This is a genomic window from Turneriella parva DSM 21527 (assembly GCF_000266885.1).
GTDB lineage: Bacteria > Spirochaetota > Leptospiria > Turneriellales > Turneriellaceae > Turneriella > Turneriella parva.
Genome location: NC_018020.1, coordinates 2,426,992 through 2,444,769 on the forward strand (window position 1 = coordinate 2,426,992; position 17,778 = coordinate 2,444,769).

A 17,778-nucleotide genomic window follows, 5' to 3' on the forward strand; every position below is an offset into this window, starting at 1 on the left:
TCAATTCTTGCTCAGCAAGAGTTCGACCGTATTGCAGAATAGCTCCATGCCGTCGGCTTTGGGTATGATGAGTTCGATGCCGGCACTCGCAACCTGTGCCTTCATCGATTCGTCGACGTAGCCCGAGGCGAGCGCAACTTTCAGATCGCTGCGAATCTTGTGCGCCTCTTTGGCTACCTGAATGCCCGAGGTTCCGGGCATATTGAAGTCGCTGATGACGAGATCGATGTCGTCGGGGTTCTCGCGCAGAGCCTGTAGTGCATCTTCGGCGTGCATATAGCCGCTGACACGATAGCCGAGGCGCTGCAGATAGATCTTCACGAGCCTGACCATCGACTCTTCGTCGTCGATGAACACTATGTGGCCACCGTGTTTTTCGCCGGCTTTGGTGGCTGCATGATTTTCATCAGGCCCGGTAGCTGTTTTTTCACCACTGACGAGATAGAGCGAAAACGCAGTGCGCACCCCCGGTTCGCTTTCAACCACCATTACGCCCTGGTGTGCTTCAACAATGCCGTGCACAACCGATAGGCCGAGTCCCGTGCCTTCGTTCACGCCCTTGGTCGTGAAAAACGGTTCGAAAATACGTTCGAGAGTGTTTGCCGCGATGCCAGGCCCGTTGTCTTCGACGACAATGCGCGTGCACGCGGTGCCGGTATTGATCGTCTTCAATTGCACGTGGCGTTCGCGCAGATCGTCGGTCATGGTGACGGTTTCAAGCACCAGAACGATTCTTCCAGGCCGAGCCTGCAGCGCCTGCATGGCGTTCGTGGTGATATTGAGCAGCGCCTGTTCAATTTGCGTCGTGTCGACGAGCGCTACCGCCGCCGGGTTTCTGATTTCCGTCACGAGCTGAATCGTCTCGGGTAAGTTCGATTTGATGAGACGTGCCACCTCGATGACAATCGGTGCAATCAAGGTGTTGCGCCGGGCAACCGGTTGCTGCCGGCTAAAGGCCAGCAATTGCTGAACGAGCGCCCTTGCGCGCGCCGCGGATTTCTCAATTTCACGCAGCGAGTGCCGTGCTTCAGACCTCTCGTCTGTTTCATCAATTGCAAGGCTGACATTGCCGAGTATGCTTGCGATAATATTGTTGAAGTCGTGTGCAATGCCGCCAGCGAGTGTGCCGATCGCCTGTAATTTCCGAGACTGCCGCAGTTGCGTTTCGAGGGCCTCGCGCTTTTCATCGGCAAGTTTCGCTGCGGTGATATCCTGAAAAGTGCCGTAGATTCTGATCACCTTGCCGTCTTTCTTTTCAGCAAAACCCTGCGTCTGCACCCATTTATGTCTGCCCTTTTCGGTGATAATCGGCAGTTGCAAATCATAAGGAGTGCCTTCGGTCATGGCGGCTTCAACAGCTTTTGCGATCGTGTCGCGCGCTTCGGGCGCGAAGAGATTGATCCCTTCGTCGAGCGCAGGTTCAACTGCGCTATCCCGTTCTGCAATACGAAATGTTTCCTGTGTCCAGGTCAGCTTCATGCTCTCGAGATCGACCTGCCAGCCACCGGTTTTGGCCAGGGCTCCCGTGCGTTCGAGCAACTCGCTTGTGCGCCGAAGTTCCGTTTCTGCGCGTTTACGTTCGGTGATATCTGACGAAACCCCGATAATGCCGATGAGTTTACCGGCATGGTCGGTAATCGGTGCGTTGTGAACCTGTGCGATGAATGTACGGCCGTCGCGCCGCGTCACCAGAAATTCACCACTCCAAGGCTCGCGCTTCGCGAGCCTCGTCAGAATCTCTTGCGCCTGTTCATGCGACATTTTGGGCATTGTTAAATCTATCACGCTCATGCCGATGGCCTCGCGCGCGCTGTAACCATAGAGTTCTTCTGCTGCCTTGTTCAAGAACGTGATATTGCCCTGCGGGTCGTTACCTATGACCGATTGGCTGATCGCATTCAAGAGCTGCGCCTGAAACCGCGCCGCATTTTCGACACGCTTGCGGTCGGTGATGTCTTGCATAATCGACACGAACTGCAGCGGTGAACCTGTGTCGCTGCGCACCGCAGAGACGCTGAGCTGAACAGGTACCCAGTGGCCGTCTTTATGGCGGTATTGTTTTTCGGTGAAGTACCTATCGCGCCTGCCTTCGAGCATGTCTCGCAACGCCTGTGAGTCGCGTGCAACATCGTCGGGGTGTGTAATCGCCGGGAAGTTTGTAGCTGTGAGTTCGGCTTCGGTCATGCCGACGATGCGGCAGAGTGCGGCGTTCACGCGCAAAAATCTGCCGTCAAGGCCAACGAGCGCCATGCCGACGGGTGAAGCAGAAAATGCCTTCTCGAGCATCTGGTCGGCGAGGCGCTTTGCCTCCCGGGCGCTTTTGCTTTCGGTGATATCGGCCGATACGCCCATGATGCCGATGAGTGCACCCTCAGTATTGGTCATCGGCAGATTCAATACCTGCGCGAGAAAAGTCGTGCCATCGCGCCGCTTAACCTCAAACTCGCCCGACCATGAATTGCCTGCGGCGAGCTGCTGCATAATTTCATGCGCCTGCTGATCAGAGGCTTGAGGTACAGTGACCTCATAAATGGGGCGGCCTATGACCTCTTCACTTTTGTAGCCATAAATCTCTTCGGCTGCATGGTTCCAGTAGGTAATAAACCCTGCCGTATCTGTGCTGATGACTGCCTGCCCGATCGCATCGAGCATCTGGCCCTGAAAGCGCACGCGGTCGGCCGATTGTCTCTGCCCAGTGATATCCATAAAGACGACCACCAGATAGCGTTTGCCCTGATCGTCAACATGCCGGGTTTTAGTGGTGATAACTGTGTGCGTTTTTCCGGTGGCACCGGTGAGTTTCTCTTCACAGGTATGTGGCACACCCGTCTCGAGCACGAGGCGGTCGATGCGTAAAAAATGCTCAATTTCATCGGCCGGCAATTCTTCAATGAGTACCTTGCCGATGATGGCCTCGCGCTGCATTCCGAGAATTTCGCAGGCGGCATCGTTCGCGATCAGAATGCGCGACGCGCTGTCTTTGACCAGCGTTGGTGTGCCTGAGATGTTCAAGAAATGCCCGAGTTGCGCCTCGACGCTGTCGAATGCCTTTTTCGCCGGGGGGGAGCTTAGGGGTTCAGGTGTGGTGCTCATAGGCAGTCTAAAGGCAGCGGGCAATTAGGGGGCCGGGTACTCAGCGCTGCAAGTCGTTTTCTCTTTAATTGTTAATTGTAGTTTGCGCGCCGACGCCACCTCAAAAATCGCTCTCACATCACGCGGCCGGGGGCGGCAACGCTGCCCCGGCCCAAATAAACCTCGAGGGCAAATGCAGGCAGAAATTACTCAATCCGCAAAATCGAAAAAGACCTTGCACGGCGCGACCGTACGCTTCACCGGTGACTCGGGCGACGGCATGCAGCTCGTCGGTGCACAGTTCACCTCTGTGACCGGGCTTGCCGGCAACGACGTGATGACGTTTCCCGACTTTCCCGCTGAGATTCGCGCGCCGCAGGGTACGACCGCGGGCGTTTCAGGTTTTCAGGTGCACTTCGGCGATCATCACATCTATACGCCTGGTGACAAGGTCGATGTGCTCGTGGCGATGAACCCGGCAGCTCTCAAGGCGAACCTCAAAGACCTGCGCGAGCGCGGAGTGTTGCTCGTCAATTCAGACGAGTTCGATGAAAAAAATCTGACCAAGGTCGATTACAAATCGAATCCGCTCGACGACGAGGCGCTTAAAGAAAAATACCGGCTGATCGCCGCGCCGATTACCGAATCGACACGGCGAGCTCTTGCAGAGTCGGGCCTGACCACCAAAGAAATCGATCGCTGCAAAAACTTTTTTGCCCTGGGCCTGACGTACTGGATGTACCAGCGCGACATCGAAAAAACGAAAAAGTGGCTAGAACAGCAATTCGCAAAAAAGCCGCACCTCGCAAAAGCAAATATACAGGTTCTCGAAGCGGGCTACCACTTCGCCGAAACGACAGAACTATTCGACGTCTCTTACGAAATTACCAAAGCGAAGTTCGAACCGGGAACCTACCGCAACATCACCGGTAACTCGGCGCTGGCGCTCGGTCTCGTCGCGGCGACCGACCTTTCGGGACTGCCCGCTCTGTACGCCGGTTATCCGATTACTCCCGCGTCAGACATTTTGCATGAGATCGCGAAGTACAAAAACTTTAACATCAAAACTTTTCAGACCGAAGACGAGATCGCAGCCATCTGCGCTGCGCTTGGCGCTTCATACGGCGGCTCGCTTGGCATCACTGCTTCGTCGGGCCCGGGCATCGCGCTGAAGTCAGAGGCGATTAACCTCGCGGTGATGACTGAACTGCCGGTGGTGATCATCGACGTGCAGCGTGGCGGCCCTTCGACCGGCATGCCGACGAAGAACGAACAGACCGACCTCTTGATGGCGCTCTACGGCCGTAACGGTGAAAGCCCGGTGCCGGTCGTGGCAGCCGCTTCACCATCAGATTGTTTCGATGCAGCTATCGAGGCGACGCGCATCGCGCTGAAATTTATGACTCCGGTTTTTCTTCTGTCAGATGCTTACATCGCCAACAGCTCAGAACCATGGAAACTACCCGAAGTGGAAAACCTGCCCGAGATCGAAACGAACAAGATTGAAAGAGGCGAATCGCGCGAAGGCTTCAAGGTTTATGGGCGCGACCCCGAAACGCTCGCGCGCCGTTGGCCGATACCCGGCACGCCGGGCTTCGAGCACCGCATCGGCGGCATCGAAAAAGATGAAAACGGCAACATCAACTACGACCCTGATAACCATGACAAAATGGTGAATCTGCGCCAGGCGAAGATCAACAAGATTGCCGATTTTATTCCCGAGCTCACAGCCTTTCCCGAACAAAAGGGGGGATTACTGGTGCTCGGCTGGGGTTCGACGTACGGAGCCATTCGCGAAGCGGTGCTGCGGGTACGCTCGCAGGGGTTCAGCGTCTCGCACGCACACCTCAAATACCTGAATCCGTTTCCGCGTAACATCGAAAAGGTACTGCGCTCGTTCGAAAAGGTCTTGATACCCGAGCTCAACATGGGACAACTCGCGCTCCTCATTCGCGGCAAATACCTCGTGCCCGCGACGCAGTACAACAAGGTGCGCGGCAGACCTTTCGGCATCGAAGAACTCGAACAGGTCATCATCGACACGCTGAAAAAATAAGGATCGCAAAAATGGCAGAAACAGCTACACTCACAAAAAAAGATTTTGCTTCAGACCAAACGGTGCGCTGGTGCCCCGGCTGCGGCGACTACGGTATTTTGACCGCGGTGCAAAAGACGATGCCCGAACTCGGCATACCGCGCGAGAACATCGCGTTCATTTCGGGCATCGGTTGTTCGTCGCGTTTTCCCTATTACATGAACACCTATGGCTTTCACACGATTCACGGCCGCGCGCCGGCGATTGCTTCGGGCCTGAAACTCACGCGCCGCGACCTCTCAGTGTGGATGGTCACGGGCGACGGCGATGCGCTTTCGATCGGGGGCAACCACCTGATTCACATTTTGCGCCGCAACCTCGACATCAACATTCTGCTCTTCAACAATGAAATCTATGGCCTGACGAAGGGCCAGTATTCACCCACGAGCGCGAAGGGTACAGTTGCGAAATCGACTCCCGACGGGTCGCTCGACACGCCGTTTTCGCCGCTGCGCCTCGCGATCGGTGCAGGCGGTTCGTTTCTCGCGCGCACGTACGACAAAGACATGAAGCACATGGAAAAAACGGTGAAGCAGGCGCATCTGCACAAAGGCACTTCATTCGTCGAAGTTCTGCAGAACTGCGTGATATTCAACGACGAAGTTTTTGAACCGGTCGTTGGCAAAGAAAACCGCCACAACACGATGATCTTTGTCGAGCACGGCCAGAAAATGCTATTCGGCAAAGACAACGAAAAAGGCCTCAAGCTCAACCACGGCACATTCGAAGTCGTGTCGGCGGTCGATAACCCAGATCAGGTAGCTGTCTATAACGAGAGCGATCCGCATTTTTTACAGACATTCGAAGCGGTTGGCGGCAAAAACGGCATTCCGGTACCGTTCGGAGTGCTCTTCAAGCAGGCGCGCAGCATCTACGAAGAAGATGTCGAAGAGCAGGTGCAGAACGTCGTCGCCAAAAAGGGTCGTGGCGATCTGCGCAAGCTGCTCGCCGCCGGCGAAACCTGGCAAGTAACTTAGGGATCTCTGTGTAGCAAATCGTCGTGGTCTGTTTCGGCTGCCTTCGCTGAGCCGAACGTCTGCGTCACCCACAGCGTTGCCGTGTGGTAGTGGTAGAATGTCGCAGGTGTGGATGCAGGTACGTAACGGTACATGTAACCTGTTTGAATCGTCATCGAGTTCACCTGGTAGCCGAGCATGAACCAGGTGCGAACCTGGTCGAGCTGGTTGCCGGTAATCTGCGGCGCAAAATTCAAGAGCACCTCGTTACCCACAACAAAAAACGGCGCCTCATTGAAAAGTTTGAGCCCCGTAATCGGTCGGCGAAAGGCAATCATGTAACGAATGCGGTGGTTAAACACAAATCCCGATTCGGTTTCGCCGTTCGCCACATTCTGTCTGAACCGTGAATCGTAACGCAGGCGGTGGCTGAACGTGTATTTGGTGCTGAGCGGCAGGTGCATCAAGAGCTGCGCCCACGGCCGGTGTTCAAACCGGTCGAGCCTGTCTGATCCCGAACCGGGGGTCGTGAGGTAGCCCCACGCATAACCGCCGGTGACGCTCACCTGCTGGCTCAGGTGCCGGGTAAAACCATGCCGCGACAAAAAGAAGGATGTCGGTACGTAATGCCAGTCGTTCCAGAGCGAATTCTTTTCGCTCAGGCGGTACGAGGTGATATAACCGAGCCAGCCCTGCGGGCTGACTTCATCGGTGCGGTTAACTGCATACGCCGTGTTTTGGCTGATATGAGCGGCGAGCAAGAACGCCGCGAGCGGTCTGGCAAAGGGTAATCTATAGATCCTCATGAAACGATTTGCCATTCGGTTTGGCCGCCGGCGCGCAAAGGTACAATGGTCTGATCGCCGAATGGAAATTCATGGGGTATTGCCTTGGGTTTCTTGATCAGGGTGACAGACTTCGAGTTGAGGGGCAGACCGTAAAACTGCGGCCCGAATTCTGACATGAAACCCTGCAATCTGTCGAGCGCGCCGGCTGCGTCGAAAACTTCTGCGTAGAGTTCAATGCCTGCGTTGGCAGTGTACATGCCGGCGCAGCCGCAGGCGTTTTCTTTGGTGTGTTTTGCATGCGGCGCGCTGTCGGTGCCGATGAAAAACTTTTTGCTACCCGAAGTTGCCGCTGCGACGAGCCGCTGCCGGTGCTCTTCGCGCTTCAACACCGGCAGGCAGTAGTGGTGCGGTCTGATGCCACCGGCAAACAGTTCGTTGCGGTTCATGAGCAGATGGTGCGCGGTGATTGTGGCAGCGACGCGGCCAGCCGCCGCTTCGACAAAATCGGCCGCCTCGCGGGTAGTAATGTGCTCGAAAACGACACGCAGCGTCGGGAACTTCTGGATGATCGCCGTCAGTTCAGTTTCCAGAAAAACTTTTTCGCGGTCGAATACATCGACATTGGCATCCGTCACTTCACCGTGAACGAGCAAGGGCAAGTCAACTTCTTGCATCGCCTCAAGCACGGGATATATTGCGGCGAGCGCGCTCACCCCGGCTTCGCTGTTGGTCGTCGCACCTGCAGGGTAGAGTTTCACCGCATGCACAATGCCGCTCGCTTTGGCACGGCGAATTTCGGCAGGCGTCGTGTTGGCGGTGAGGTACAGAGTCATCAGCGGCTCGAACTGCAGGCCCGCAGGTAGCGCGGCGAGAATGCGTTCACGGTAGCCCATCGCTTCGGCCACTGTCGTCACCGGCGGTTTAAGGTTCGGCATGACGATTGCGCGCGCAAAGCGTTCGGCGGTGTGCGGCAGAACTGCGGCCAGGGCTGCACCGTCGCGCAGGTGCAGGTGCCAGTCGTCGGGCTGAATAATCGTGATTGTGGTACCGGCGGCTGCAGGCATGCAGCGAAAATGACCCGCGAAACACACCTACAAGTGCAAAAGTGCGCGCCACTGCATCAGCCGAATGCGAACATTCCGGGGTGCAGAATAACCTGCTGACGATCTGCGGCCTATCGACCGTGCGTGCCTTGGCTGCGGCGGCACCTGAGCGCATCGAGCGTCTGTTTTTCGATGAGACCAACGCACCCCGGTTTGCAGAAGTCTGCAGATATCTTTCGCAAAAGCGCAAGATCTACCGCCTGGTTACACCGGCCGAGCTGAAAAAGATTACCGATACCTCACACCACCAGGGTGTTGCTGCGGTGATTCATGCACCCGAGCCGCTGCGTCTTGAAGGGCTCGAGCTTTCGCACAGCACGCTGTGTCTGCATGACGTTAAAAATCCGCACAATGTTGGCGCCATATTACGCACAACGGCCTTCTTTGGAGTGCGCGACGTCATCTTCAGCCGCAAATCTTATGACGCGGCAATGACTGCGTCAGCCTGGCGTGTTGCTGAAGGCGGCGTCTCACTCACGCACTGTTATGTGTACGAAGATGCCCACGATTTATTTTCGCGGGCCAAAATGCTGGGCTGGTGGTGCGCTGCGGCGGTCAGGCCCGAAAAGGGCAGGTTACCTTCGCTTGAATCAATCTGTGTGCGCGCTGGCAGGGCGCACGTTGTCGCATGCCTGGGCAACGAAGAAGAGGGTCTGCCGGGAGCTTTTGTCGCCGGTTGTGGCTATAAGTTCACGATTTTGGGGTCTGGCAGCGTGGAGTCACTGAACGTTTCAGTGACCGCCGCCCTTTGTCTTGAGAAAATGTCGCGAAATTACTCTGGCCTTCGGCCAGAGTAATTTCATTCAATCAATTTTTAACGCCGGTCTGTTGCTGGGTTGAACCGCCTGAATCGCTGACACCCATTTCGATTTTGAACTGTTTGACGAGTTCGGCGGCGCGAATTTTTTCGGCATCGGCTTCAATCGCCTCTTTCGCCTTGTCGCCTTTGCTGACCGCCATATCGAGTTTCACTTCGGCCATAGCGCTCTCTTTTTCGATACGCTTGACCATTTCGTCGTGTGTGTGGTCGACGCCGCCCGCGGTGAATTGTTCCATAGTGTCGGCGACTTCTTTCTGCCACTTCGCGCGCTTTGCGGTTTCAATCGCGTCGAGAGCTTCTTTGGTTTTTCTGTCGAGTTCTTTCATGAAAGCCACCTTGGCCTGTTCGCCTTTTTCTGCCGCGGCGTTAGCCTGCGCCAGCTGCTGGTCAAGTTTTGCCACCTGCGCCTTATTGTGTTCGAGCTGCAGCGCGTATTCAGCAGCGATGTCTTCGCGGTTCTGCCCGATCGCTGCCTTCACGTTTGCGATCAATTTCGCCTGTTCGCCTTCGAGCTTCTGTTTCTCTTTATCGACGAGCTTTGCGTTCGCGCGTAGCATCGCGATATTTTCGTTCATCTTGGGTATCTTATCGCGCATGTCGCGAATGTTCTGTTCGAGAATCAAAGCGGGATCTTCCATTTCAGAAACCCAGCCGCCGAAAATGGAGCGCAGTGCGCGCTTAAAACGTTGCCATAAACTCATGGGTAAGGGTCATTCGGCCCAATCGCGGGGCAAGTCTTTTTATAGAAGTTTCTGGCCGGGAAAATCTACTTGTCTCGTTAAGGCCGGGCGCGAATCTGCATGCTTTGGCGGCGAGCCGAGAGATGCAAGAGATACCCCTGCACCAAATCGACAACTTTATTCTGCTGCTGAAATGGGCGCACCAAAAAGGTTTCGCCGTGGCCGAAGAGCACATCATGCAGCCGCTGCAGATGTATTTCGGCACCCGGGATACCGAGCCACGCGGTGACCTGGCGAAAAGCCTCGAGGCGCAGAGAAAAATGCGCGAATGGCGCATCGCCTCGAACATCTACAAGCACCTATTTCACGCCCATGCGTTTGAGGCCGATCACCACCCGCTTGTGAGTACCCTGAATGCATTTCTACTCGACCTGCAGGGTGAAGCCGCACTGCGCAAAACAACGTTTGCCTACGAATTTTTCAAGGCGTATGAATGGCCGCTCAAGAACCTTCAGTCGATTGTCTCGCAAGAGGTGATGACGGGCATTGAAAAGGTGTTCGATGCGCATGAAGACGTGCACGTCGTTGTGTCGCATTCTCTGACGACCAACCAGCGTCAGGCGCTCAACGCCGAAGCGCGCGAGCTCTATAACCGCATAGAGCTCGCTTACGCGAGAGGCGATGAGGCACAGCTGAGTTATCTGCTCGCACAATTCACGGGCAGGTTTTGCAATTTTCCCGAAGTTGCATTTCGCGCTGAAGTCGACGAAATTATCGACAAGATCGTCGCCGACAATGCCGCGTTCAGGCATGATATGCGGTCGCGCCTGGCCGTGAGGCTGTTTCAGGCGATCGCCCGCGCTGTCGAAAAAACGGACATCAAGACCGCAGTGCGGGGTATCACAACGTATGTTATCACCTTTCAAGACGATCTGAGTCTGCCCTACCGCAGCGAGCTCGATGCGATTGAAGAGAAGATGTACCGCTTCATAGAACGGCACAACCTCTGGCATCGGGTAAAATTGAATACGGGTGGTGCCGCAAAAACGACAGCACCGCAACAGAAAGGACAACCATGAGCATACGCATCAACAAGCGCAGCAACGATAAATACCTGATCTACCAGCTTGAAGGTCGCCTCGACACCGCCGGTAGCGCCGTGCTGAAGCTTGAACTCGACATGGAAACGCAGAACCCCTCATGCAGCATTATTCTGGATATGAGCCATGTCAGCTTCATCAGCTCGGCAGGTATCGGTGTCACTGTAAAATCGCACTCGCTTTTGAAACAAAAGGGCTTTGAGATACGCGTTGCGGCACCGAACGACGAGGTGAAAAAAATTTACGACCTTCTGGGTTTCTCACACGTTATTCGGCTCTACGCGACGCTCGGCGATGCCTTGAAGGATTAACCACGCGTGCAAGCTGGTCGCCGTCGCAGAATCTCCATTGTCACCAAGATATTTTCTGTCTTTCTTGCGATCACGGCGCTCGATATCTCTCTCATCTATATTCTGATCGGCAGTGGACAAATTGATCTCATTAGCCGCAATGGGCTCTTGATGGCTGAAAACTCCGCGCTGCGTATCGCGCATGAGCTACGTTCGCCGATGATGCTGGCGAATCTAAAAGACGTATCGGCCGGGCCGTTGGTGCAGAAATTGCGGGCTGAGGGTTTACCAGGGCTAAAAAGCTGCGGTATCAACCGAGGCGACGAAAAATTGGCGGCGCCGCTCATGCCGCAGGTCGTCAAGGCGCTGCGCCTTTATGAATCGGAACGCAGACTTTTTATTGCCGACCTCAATCGCACCGATTTTACCGCAAATCTTTTTGTGCCTGTGGCGACGGGCGAGGGGGTAGCCGATACCGTGCTCACCTGTTCGCTCGAGCTTGCCTCATTGCGTGAATCATTTCAGAGGCTGATGCACCTTGCTCTGGTCATTCTCGCGGTGACGCTTTTGGCGCAGGCAGTTCTTGCGCTTTTTGTTTACCGGGTCATTATTCGACGCTTGCGCTCGCTAGAGGGTGCCTCGCAGAAGCTTGCCGCAGGCGATTTTTCAGGTGAGTATAAAGAAGTTGGTCGTGCTGACGAAATCGATAATCTGGCCGAAACGTTTTACCAGATGAAAGACGCGCTCGCCGACAAAACGCGCGTGCTCGAAGATACCCTTCTGCGCCTCGAAAAGGCTAATTTCGATCTTGAAGGCGACCTGATTCTCGGCGAAGAGATTCAACGCAGCATTCTGCCAGAGGCGGGTACAGGCAAAACTATCGAGTGGGTTGCAACCTATCGCCCGGTCGGCCGGGTTTCAGGCGACTTCTATGATGTTTTTGAGCTTCCCGGTGGCGCAACAGGCATTTTGCAATTCGATGCGTCGGGCCATGGTGTACCGGCGGCGCTCTTAACCATGATGGCGAAAATTTCATTTGCAGAAGCTGTGCAGAAACACGCGACTCCGGCGCTGGCAATGGCTCATGTCAACGACGAGCTTTCGTTGCACCTGCAGAAGACCGGCAATTTTCTCACCGCTTTTTACGCCGTTATTTCGCAAGAAGGAAAGTTGACTTACTGCAATGCTGCGCACACACAGGTTTTGCTGCTGAAAGAAAATGGCATGTGCGAACTCTTAGACCCCACATCGCTCAGTGTCGGTTTTGCACCGCTCGGCGGAGCAGATTTTCACAATGGTGAAGCAACATTTGCGCCGGGCGACAGGCTGCTGATCTACACTGACGGAGTTACCGAGACACGTGACAGTCAGGGTGTGGCATTTGGTCTCGAACGGCTCGCGAAGCTGGCCGGTGAACATGCGGCCAAACCCCTGATCGAGATGCACAAAACAATCGAGACTGAATGGCAGTCGGCAGTCTCCCCAAAGGCAATTGAAGACGACGTGACTCTGCTCAGTATCGCACGCATCTAGATGCAGAGTCCCGTTTACAGACCTTCGTTTTACCATGCGGTTATGCTGCCGCTGGCTTTACTGTCGTTGGTAGCGGCGCTGAGCTTTTTGCGTTACACGACTGAAGTGCAGACCCATGAGCTGCAGTTCAGGCTAAACGCCTTGTCGCTGCGGGAAAGCGCAGTCGATGCTTCAGACCTGTTGGTGCGACTGAAGGCCGAGCAGTCCCAGAACGGCAGATATTTTAAGCCGCAATCGCTGCCAGTACAGGAACTGCAGAATCTTGCCGCTTTCGGTGAACATGCCGAACCAGCTGCGCAAGCTGGCGGCCCGACCGTGCCAGAACAGCTGGTGCGCCGGGTCATAGCGGCGCTGCAACGCCTCGCGGGTATAGATCCGCCTGCTCATATTTACGCTGCAAATGGCGTCGATCTGCTGACCTTGGGGTATAATCTTGAACGGCGGCGATACTTCGCCGAGGCACTCGTCACGTTCAAGAAAGTTATCGGCAGCGACACGCGGGCAGATGTTGATGACTTTGCGCGGTTGCACGCCGGGTACTGTCTTTTCTTTTTGGGTGAATACACGTTGGCACGCGCAGAATGGCAAACGACGCTGAAATCCTCAATGCCGCAGAATCAACACCTTGCTGCGCGGCTGATCGCCTGGCTTGACACTTTTGAAAAACAGCGCACGCAGGCCGTGCGCCTGGCGAGCGCGCGGCGCCGCGCCGAATCTCTCTATGGCATTCTGGCCTATAAAGAAAGTTTAGAGGCGTTACTCCTGGTTGCCGAGAATCGTCGTGACCCGGATTATCATTATTTGCGTGGCCGGGTTTATGAAGGTCCGGGAAAATTCGCGGCCGCAGCAGAAGAATATGCGCGCACGCTCGCCCTGGCACCGAAAAGTGGGGCCGCTCAGCTCGCCAACCGGCGACTTTTGCTCATGGGGTCGGTCTACCGCAACGACAGGCGCCTGGCCGAAGCGGCGACCAAGCGCGCTGAAATCTTCGGCGACACGAGCTTTCTGGCGGCTATCGGCCAGCTCGGCCAGAGTGCAAACGCCACTGACACGAGCCTTGCCGGCGAGGCAGTTTACCGGCAGATTCTGGCGACACAAAGTGCGCCGCCCGTGGCAGCATTGGTTCGCACCGTGCGCGTCAGAACGCATGACGGTGCAGTGATTACCGGTCGCCTCACCGCAAGCAATGCCACACACGTCGTGATTGTCAATGAAAGCGGGCGTCTGCGCATTCCCCGTTCTGACATCTCGTCACAAGAAAACGTGTCCGGTAAATGAACCGGCAGACTCTTCCCTTTATGGGCAGGGGTATAGCAAAAAATCGGTGTCGCCAGCCGCTTGTTCCCTGTAAAATTGTTGTGCGAGCTATGCTCGATCAGATTCTGGCGGTGCGGTGGCACGGCAAAAAGAACCAGATGAATTGCTGCGCGACCTCTTTAACAGCGAGGGGGCCCGTTTGTACGGCTATCTCGTAAAAAAAGCGGGCGCCGACCTGGCGCAAGATATTGTACAGGAATCCTTTACCCGTCTCTACGTTCGGTTAAGCCGTTCGGCGGATATAGCCAATGCGCGAGCCTATCTTTACCAGATTGCAAGGCATCAGCTTTTTCATGAATCGGCTTTCGCAAAGCGCTACGCTGGTGGCGACGCCCTGCTTGAAAACCTGGCCGCCGATGCCGCGCCAGGTGACGCGGGCGACCGTGAACTCATGCAGGCATTACAAGACTCGGTGGGCACGCTCGCCGCAAAAGAGCGTGAGTTGTTCGAAATGCGCTGGTATCTTGGCCTCACCCAGGCTGAAATCGCCGTTGCACTGAAGAAAAGCGAAAGGCAGATTCGCCGCGATATCGAAAAACTTGTGACGAAACTGCGCGCAGAATTGCGCGGCAGAGGCTGGCTGAATGCCGTAGAGGCACTGCAGGGTTAACGATGAAAAAAAACGACCTGGCAAATGACATACTCCAATTTCTGCAAGAAGAGAATGGTACCCCAAGGCCGGGCTCTGCGGCAGAGGCGCCCGTGCGCGCGACGCGGTCAAAAATTGATCAGGCGCCGCCGGCTGCCGTTTGGCAGGGCATACAGGCGAATATCGCAGCAGGTGCCGGGGCGCCCACGCTCTTGCAGAGATTAAAAGAGTTCATGTCAACGCCTGCGGCCCCGGTTTTTGCGGTGGCGCTTGCCGCCACAATCGGCGGTGCATTCTTTCTTATGAACCGCGCGACAGCCCCGTTGCAGGTGCCCCTGGTTGAAATTACCGCTGTTCAGCCGCAGAAAGCAGGCACCGTGATTGTTGCCCGTGGCCTGCGCATCGAATCGGTGAGCGGCGGCAGCATCGAGCGCATCTCGGGCAATGCCGACAAGATTGTTCTGCAAACCGGTAACTGGTCAGTAACGTTGCAGCATGCTGAACTAGAGCGCCGCACGCAGTTTATATTTCCCGGCGGTGCACTCGAACCACTCGGCACTGCATTTACCATTCAAATCTCCCCAACGGGAACCGCAGTCAGCCTCACCGAAGGCAAAATTCGGCTTATGGAATTTGATGCCGCAGCGAAATCGTGGCGCGCGCGTGAACTTGCGGCTCCGTTTGCCGCTGTGGTCGGCGCACAACCTATCGAACGAGATCTGCCCGAGGCAGCGAAGCCAGTCGAAGAACCGAAGTCCGTTTCACGCTATGCACGCCTTGCGGGCAAGAGCGTGGCCGTCGAACTCAAGAATGGTGACAGGCTTTCTGGTAAAGTTGTCGCGACATCGCAGGGTAAGGTGGTTCTCGAAAGTTCAGCGGGTCGAATGACGGTGCGCGAGAGCGATATTCTAAACATCGCGGTGAACTAAAATGCGGATATTCTTGGCTTTGCTGGTATGTACTCCCGCGCTCATGGCGACGGTGATTGTGCAAAAAAACGGAGATGTCATCAGCGGGCGCATTCTACAAGAGCGCAAAGACCGTTATATCTTTCAAAGCCCTTATGGCAAACTACAGATTGCCAAGGCAAATGTCAGCAAGCTTATTCTCGATGAAAAACAAATCGAGCTGCAAGATGTGAAGTATAAAGACCAGACGGTTAAGGCGAGACTCGTGGCACAAGACGACAAGACATCGGTATTCTTGACCGACGACGGCCGTACGATTCGTACCGACGCGCCAACCAGTACAGCAACTGATGATAAAGCCGAAAAACGCGATACGTGGCTTTTTGCTGCGTCAGGCATGTACGGTTTTTCAACATTTCAAAGGCTTTCGACCGATGGGCCACCCGGTTTTGATCAGGCATTTGCCGCCGGTGCCTTTGGGGCCCAGCTGACCGGGCACTACACTTTCTCCCCCATCTGGGGCGTGGGTGTTGCGACGGCCTTCTACCGCCATGTGCTCGTGCAGACGGTGCCACAACCCGGCGCCCCCCCCGATTATGAGGCGACTGCGGCGCATGCGTCGGTTTTTGTTTCGCCATCGTTGGTCGTCTCGCTGCTCGGTAATCTAGGCTCTAAAAAGAGTGCCCACGATATTCGCCTCGAGGTTCAACCAGGGTATTCGTTAAATGAGGCAAACCTTGATCTTAGGTTTATTCCACCCACGAATCCTTTTCCCGCTAGCGCCGCAGCTGCGGGAAAGACATCGGCTTTCACCCTGCAAGGCCAGCTTTCATACTCATATAGTCTCTCTGAATCGTTGCGCTTAAGGCTCGGCGCCGCTTATTATCGGGTCTTTTACGATCGTATCTTCGACGGCACGCTTCAAAACGGCTCAGCAATACCAGGTGGTTTTACTGCCGATTTTGAGCGAGCCCTGAAGAGTCCCGCGCAGAACCCTCAGATAATTTCAATAACTCTGGGTGCAGAAATTGGTTTTTGACCGCTGTGCGGTCAAAAACCAGCCAAATCACTTAGGATAATAAAACGGCAGGCTAACTGTCTGTTCCATGACGGCGAATTCGACTGCCGAGGTGAAGCGGTAGTCGGTGGTCTTGAGGTCGCGCAATTTCGGAGCGAGTTCTATTACATTGCGGCCCGAGAGATTCACTGGAATCGTGACCGTCGAATCGGCCTGAGCGGCGAGCTGCTGGTCATTTTTGACGCCGTTGATCACGCGGGTACCGGCAGCGGTGAAGTCGTATTCAATCTTGGGTATTTTCATCGCAAACGGATTCGGGTTGCGCACGTTAAACTTCAGCGAGAACGTCGCCTGTGGGTTCAACGGATTCGCCATGTTCATGCGCTCGAAATCGAGTGAACCGAAATGCACCTGGGGCAACTTGGGCACAGGCACCACTTTCGACGCTTCGATCGGCACGTTGATAGACCCGACCAGGTCGTTGATGTAGATACCGACGGCACCGGTAAGGCCAATATTCACCGAATCTTTCTTCGCAAAATCGAAAATGGCTTCAACCGTTTCGACATAACGCACACGCTGCACAATCGTGAAGTTTGTGCTGTCGTTCGCCTTGATCACGACATTCTTGTCGTTCTGCAGGTCGACCATACGCTTGCCGTCTACACTGATCTGAAACGCGAGTTTATTGAACGTGATACCGAAGCCAACCTTATTGCGTATCGTGTAGATGTATTCGAGGTCAGCGCCTTCAAAATCGAAACCTCGAAGGTTAACTTCTTTCAATGAAATATCAGGCGTAAATTCGCTGAAGCGCCCTTGCAGAAGAGCGCACGAGGTGAAGGTGAAAACAGAAAAAACTGCCAGCGCAGCCCAAATTTTTCGTCGCATCGCCGACTGCCCCAAACGTGAAAGGGGGCGTCAAGATTTTTGCATTTACCAGGCGCGATAGAGAACGTAACCGCGTAAGCGGTTTGGTTCTCTATCGCATCTAAAAACTACCCACGTTCACAATTCGCGGGGCGCCACCTTCGGGAGCAATAATCGAGACAGGCGCAGGCATGCCCTTTGCAGGGTCGTCTTTCGCTATCCAGATTTTGTAGCGGGGGCCGGCAATCTTTTGCAGGCCATAACCTTCGCCGCGCGAGATCGTCTTGTTCACGCGGGTAATCACCACCGGATACTGGTAGTGCTTAAAGTTGTTGTAGTCTTTCTTAAAGCCGAACTGGACCGTGTTCGAGGTCAGGCTGCCGTTATCGTTCACGAGCGAGCCACCGGCGAGGGGCCTAAACGCGGTCGCTGCTTCGTCGATGCTTTTGCTCTCTTTCAGCAGCTTTGCATAGGCATCGACCACTGCTTTCACGTCTGCGGGCAAATCGCTCACGGGAATATCGTCTGCTTTATTCTGCGCGAAGAGCAGCGCCGAAGCGAATATGATCGAGATCGTGGTTAATCCTGCTTTTGTCATGGCCTTTTGTAGCCGACCGTTGCTTGATGTAAAGTGATTTG

Annotated in this window: 16 protein-coding genes; 10 read left to right on the forward strand and 6 right to left on the reverse strand. The window is 55.1% G+C overall.

Annotation, left to right across the window (positions count from 1 at the left end; translation table 11 throughout):
• Positions 1-3,093, reverse strand: a complete 3,093-nt coding sequence (locus TURPA_RS21855; protein WP_014803494.1) for a hybrid sensor histidine kinase/response regulator — start codon at positions 3,091-3,093, stop codon at positions 1-3.
• Positions 3,094-3,265: 172 nt separating this feature from the next.
• Here TURPA_RS21855 and TURPA_RS11615 point away from each other — a divergent pair, with 172 nt between their 5' ends.
• Together TURPA_RS11615 and TURPA_RS11620 are read left to right on the forward strand one after the other, a co-directional pair.
• Positions 3,266-5,128: a 2-oxoacid:acceptor oxidoreductase subunit alpha gene (locus TURPA_RS11615; RefSeq protein WP_014803495.1), complete on the forward strand. Its 1,863-nt coding sequence runs from the start codon at positions 3,266-3,268 to the stop codon at positions 5,126-5,128.
• Between the two features lie 11 nt (positions 5,129-5,139).
• Positions 5,140-6,144 carry a 2-oxoacid:ferredoxin oxidoreductase subunit beta gene (locus tag TURPA_RS11620; protein WP_014803496.1) on the forward strand — a complete coding sequence of 335 codons (1,005 nt, stop codon included), beginning with the start codon at positions 5,140-5,142 and terminating at the stop codon, positions 6,142-6,144.
• On the opposite strand, the gene TURPA_RS11625 is transcribed toward TURPA_RS11620, so the two are convergent.
• Both TURPA_RS11625 and pyrC read right to left on the reverse strand, forming a co-directional pair.
• Positions 6,141-6,929 (reverse strand): DUF2490 domain-containing protein, encoded by a 789-nt coding sequence (locus TURPA_RS11625; protein WP_014803497.1) that lies wholly within the window; start codon positions 6,927-6,929, stop codon positions 6,141-6,143. The two genes, TURPA_RS11620 and TURPA_RS11625, sit on opposite strands and share 4 nt — an antisense overlap.
• The gene (gene pyrC, locus TURPA_RS11630) at positions 6,926-7,975 is read right to left on the reverse strand and encodes a dihydroorotase (RefSeq protein ID WP_014803498.1); all 1,050 of its coding nucleotides are present in this window, start codon (positions 7,973-7,975) and stop codon (positions 6,926-6,928) included. The genes TURPA_RS11625 and pyrC overlap by 4 nt, the downstream gene beginning before the upstream one ends.
• 41 nt (positions 7,976-8,016) lie before the next feature.
• On the opposite strand from pyrC, the gene TURPA_RS11635 reads away from it, so the two are divergent.
• A complete protein-coding gene (locus TURPA_RS11635) occupies positions 8,017-8,811 on the forward strand; it encodes a TrmH family RNA methyltransferase (protein ID WP_169314418.1) in 795 nt (264 codons plus the stop codon).
• Between the two features lie 10 nt (positions 8,812-8,821).
• Here TURPA_RS11635 and TURPA_RS11640 read toward each other — a convergent pair whose 3' ends face one another.
• Entirely contained in the window at positions 8,822-9,535 is a 714-nt protein-coding gene (locus TURPA_RS11640) for a PspA/IM30 family protein (RefSeq protein ID WP_014803500.1), read from the reverse strand.
• Positions 9,536-9,657: 122 nt separating this feature from the next.
• On the opposite strand from TURPA_RS11640, the gene TURPA_RS11645 reads away from it, so the two are divergent.
• The 7 genes from TURPA_RS11645 (at position 9,658) to TURPA_RS23790 (ending at position 16,290) form a co-directional block, all read left to right on the forward strand.
• A complete protein-coding gene (locus TURPA_RS11645; RefSeq protein ID WP_014803501.1) occupies positions 9,658-10,593 on the forward strand; it encodes a hypothetical protein in 936 nt (311 codons plus the stop codon).
• Entirely contained in the window at positions 10,590-10,925 is a 336-nt protein-coding gene (locus tag TURPA_RS11650) for an STAS domain-containing protein (protein ID WP_014803502.1), read from the forward strand. The genes TURPA_RS11645 and TURPA_RS11650 overlap by 4 nt, the downstream gene beginning before the upstream one ends.
• 6 nt (positions 10,926-10,931) lie before the next feature.
• Positions 10,932-12,437 carry a PP2C family protein-serine/threonine phosphatase gene (locus TURPA_RS11655; protein ID WP_014803503.1) on the forward strand — a complete coding sequence of 502 codons (1,506 nt, stop codon included), beginning with the start codon at positions 10,932-10,934 and terminating at the stop codon, positions 12,435-12,437.
• Positions 12,438-13,715, forward strand: a complete 1,278-nt coding sequence (locus TURPA_RS11660) for a tetratricopeptide repeat protein (protein ID WP_014803504.1) — start codon at positions 12,438-12,440, stop codon at positions 13,713-13,715. It abuts the gene before it with no gap.
• A 115-nt stretch (positions 13,716-13,830) separates the two neighbouring features.
• A complete protein-coding gene (locus TURPA_RS21860) occupies positions 13,831-14,364 on the forward strand; it encodes an RNA polymerase sigma factor (RefSeq protein ID WP_014803505.1) in 534 nt (177 codons plus the stop codon).
• Between the two features lie 2 nt (positions 14,365-14,366).
• Entirely contained in the window at positions 14,367-15,272 is a 906-nt protein-coding gene (locus TURPA_RS11670; RefSeq protein WP_014803506.1) for a hypothetical protein, read from the forward strand.
• A 13-nt stretch (positions 15,273-15,285) separates the two neighbouring features.
• Positions 15,286-16,290 (forward strand): hypothetical protein, encoded by a 1,005-nt coding sequence (locus TURPA_RS23790; protein ID WP_169314419.1) that lies wholly within the window; start codon positions 15,286-15,288, stop codon positions 16,288-16,290.
• A gap of 27 nt (positions 16,291-16,317) precedes the next feature.
• Here the strand turns inward: TURPA_RS23790 and TURPA_RS11680 are convergent, their stop codons facing one another.
• On the reverse strand, positions 16,318-17,160 hold the full coding sequence (locus TURPA_RS11680) for an LEA/WHy family protein (RefSeq protein ID WP_014803508.1): 843 nt from the start codon (positions 17,158-17,160) through the stop codon (positions 16,318-16,320).
• Positions 17,161-17,260: 100 nt separating this feature from the next.
• Entirely contained in the window at positions 17,261-17,737 is a 477-nt protein-coding gene (locus TURPA_RS11685; protein ID WP_014803509.1) for a hypothetical protein, read from the reverse strand.
• Between the last annotated feature and the right edge of the window lie 41 nt (positions 17,738-17,778).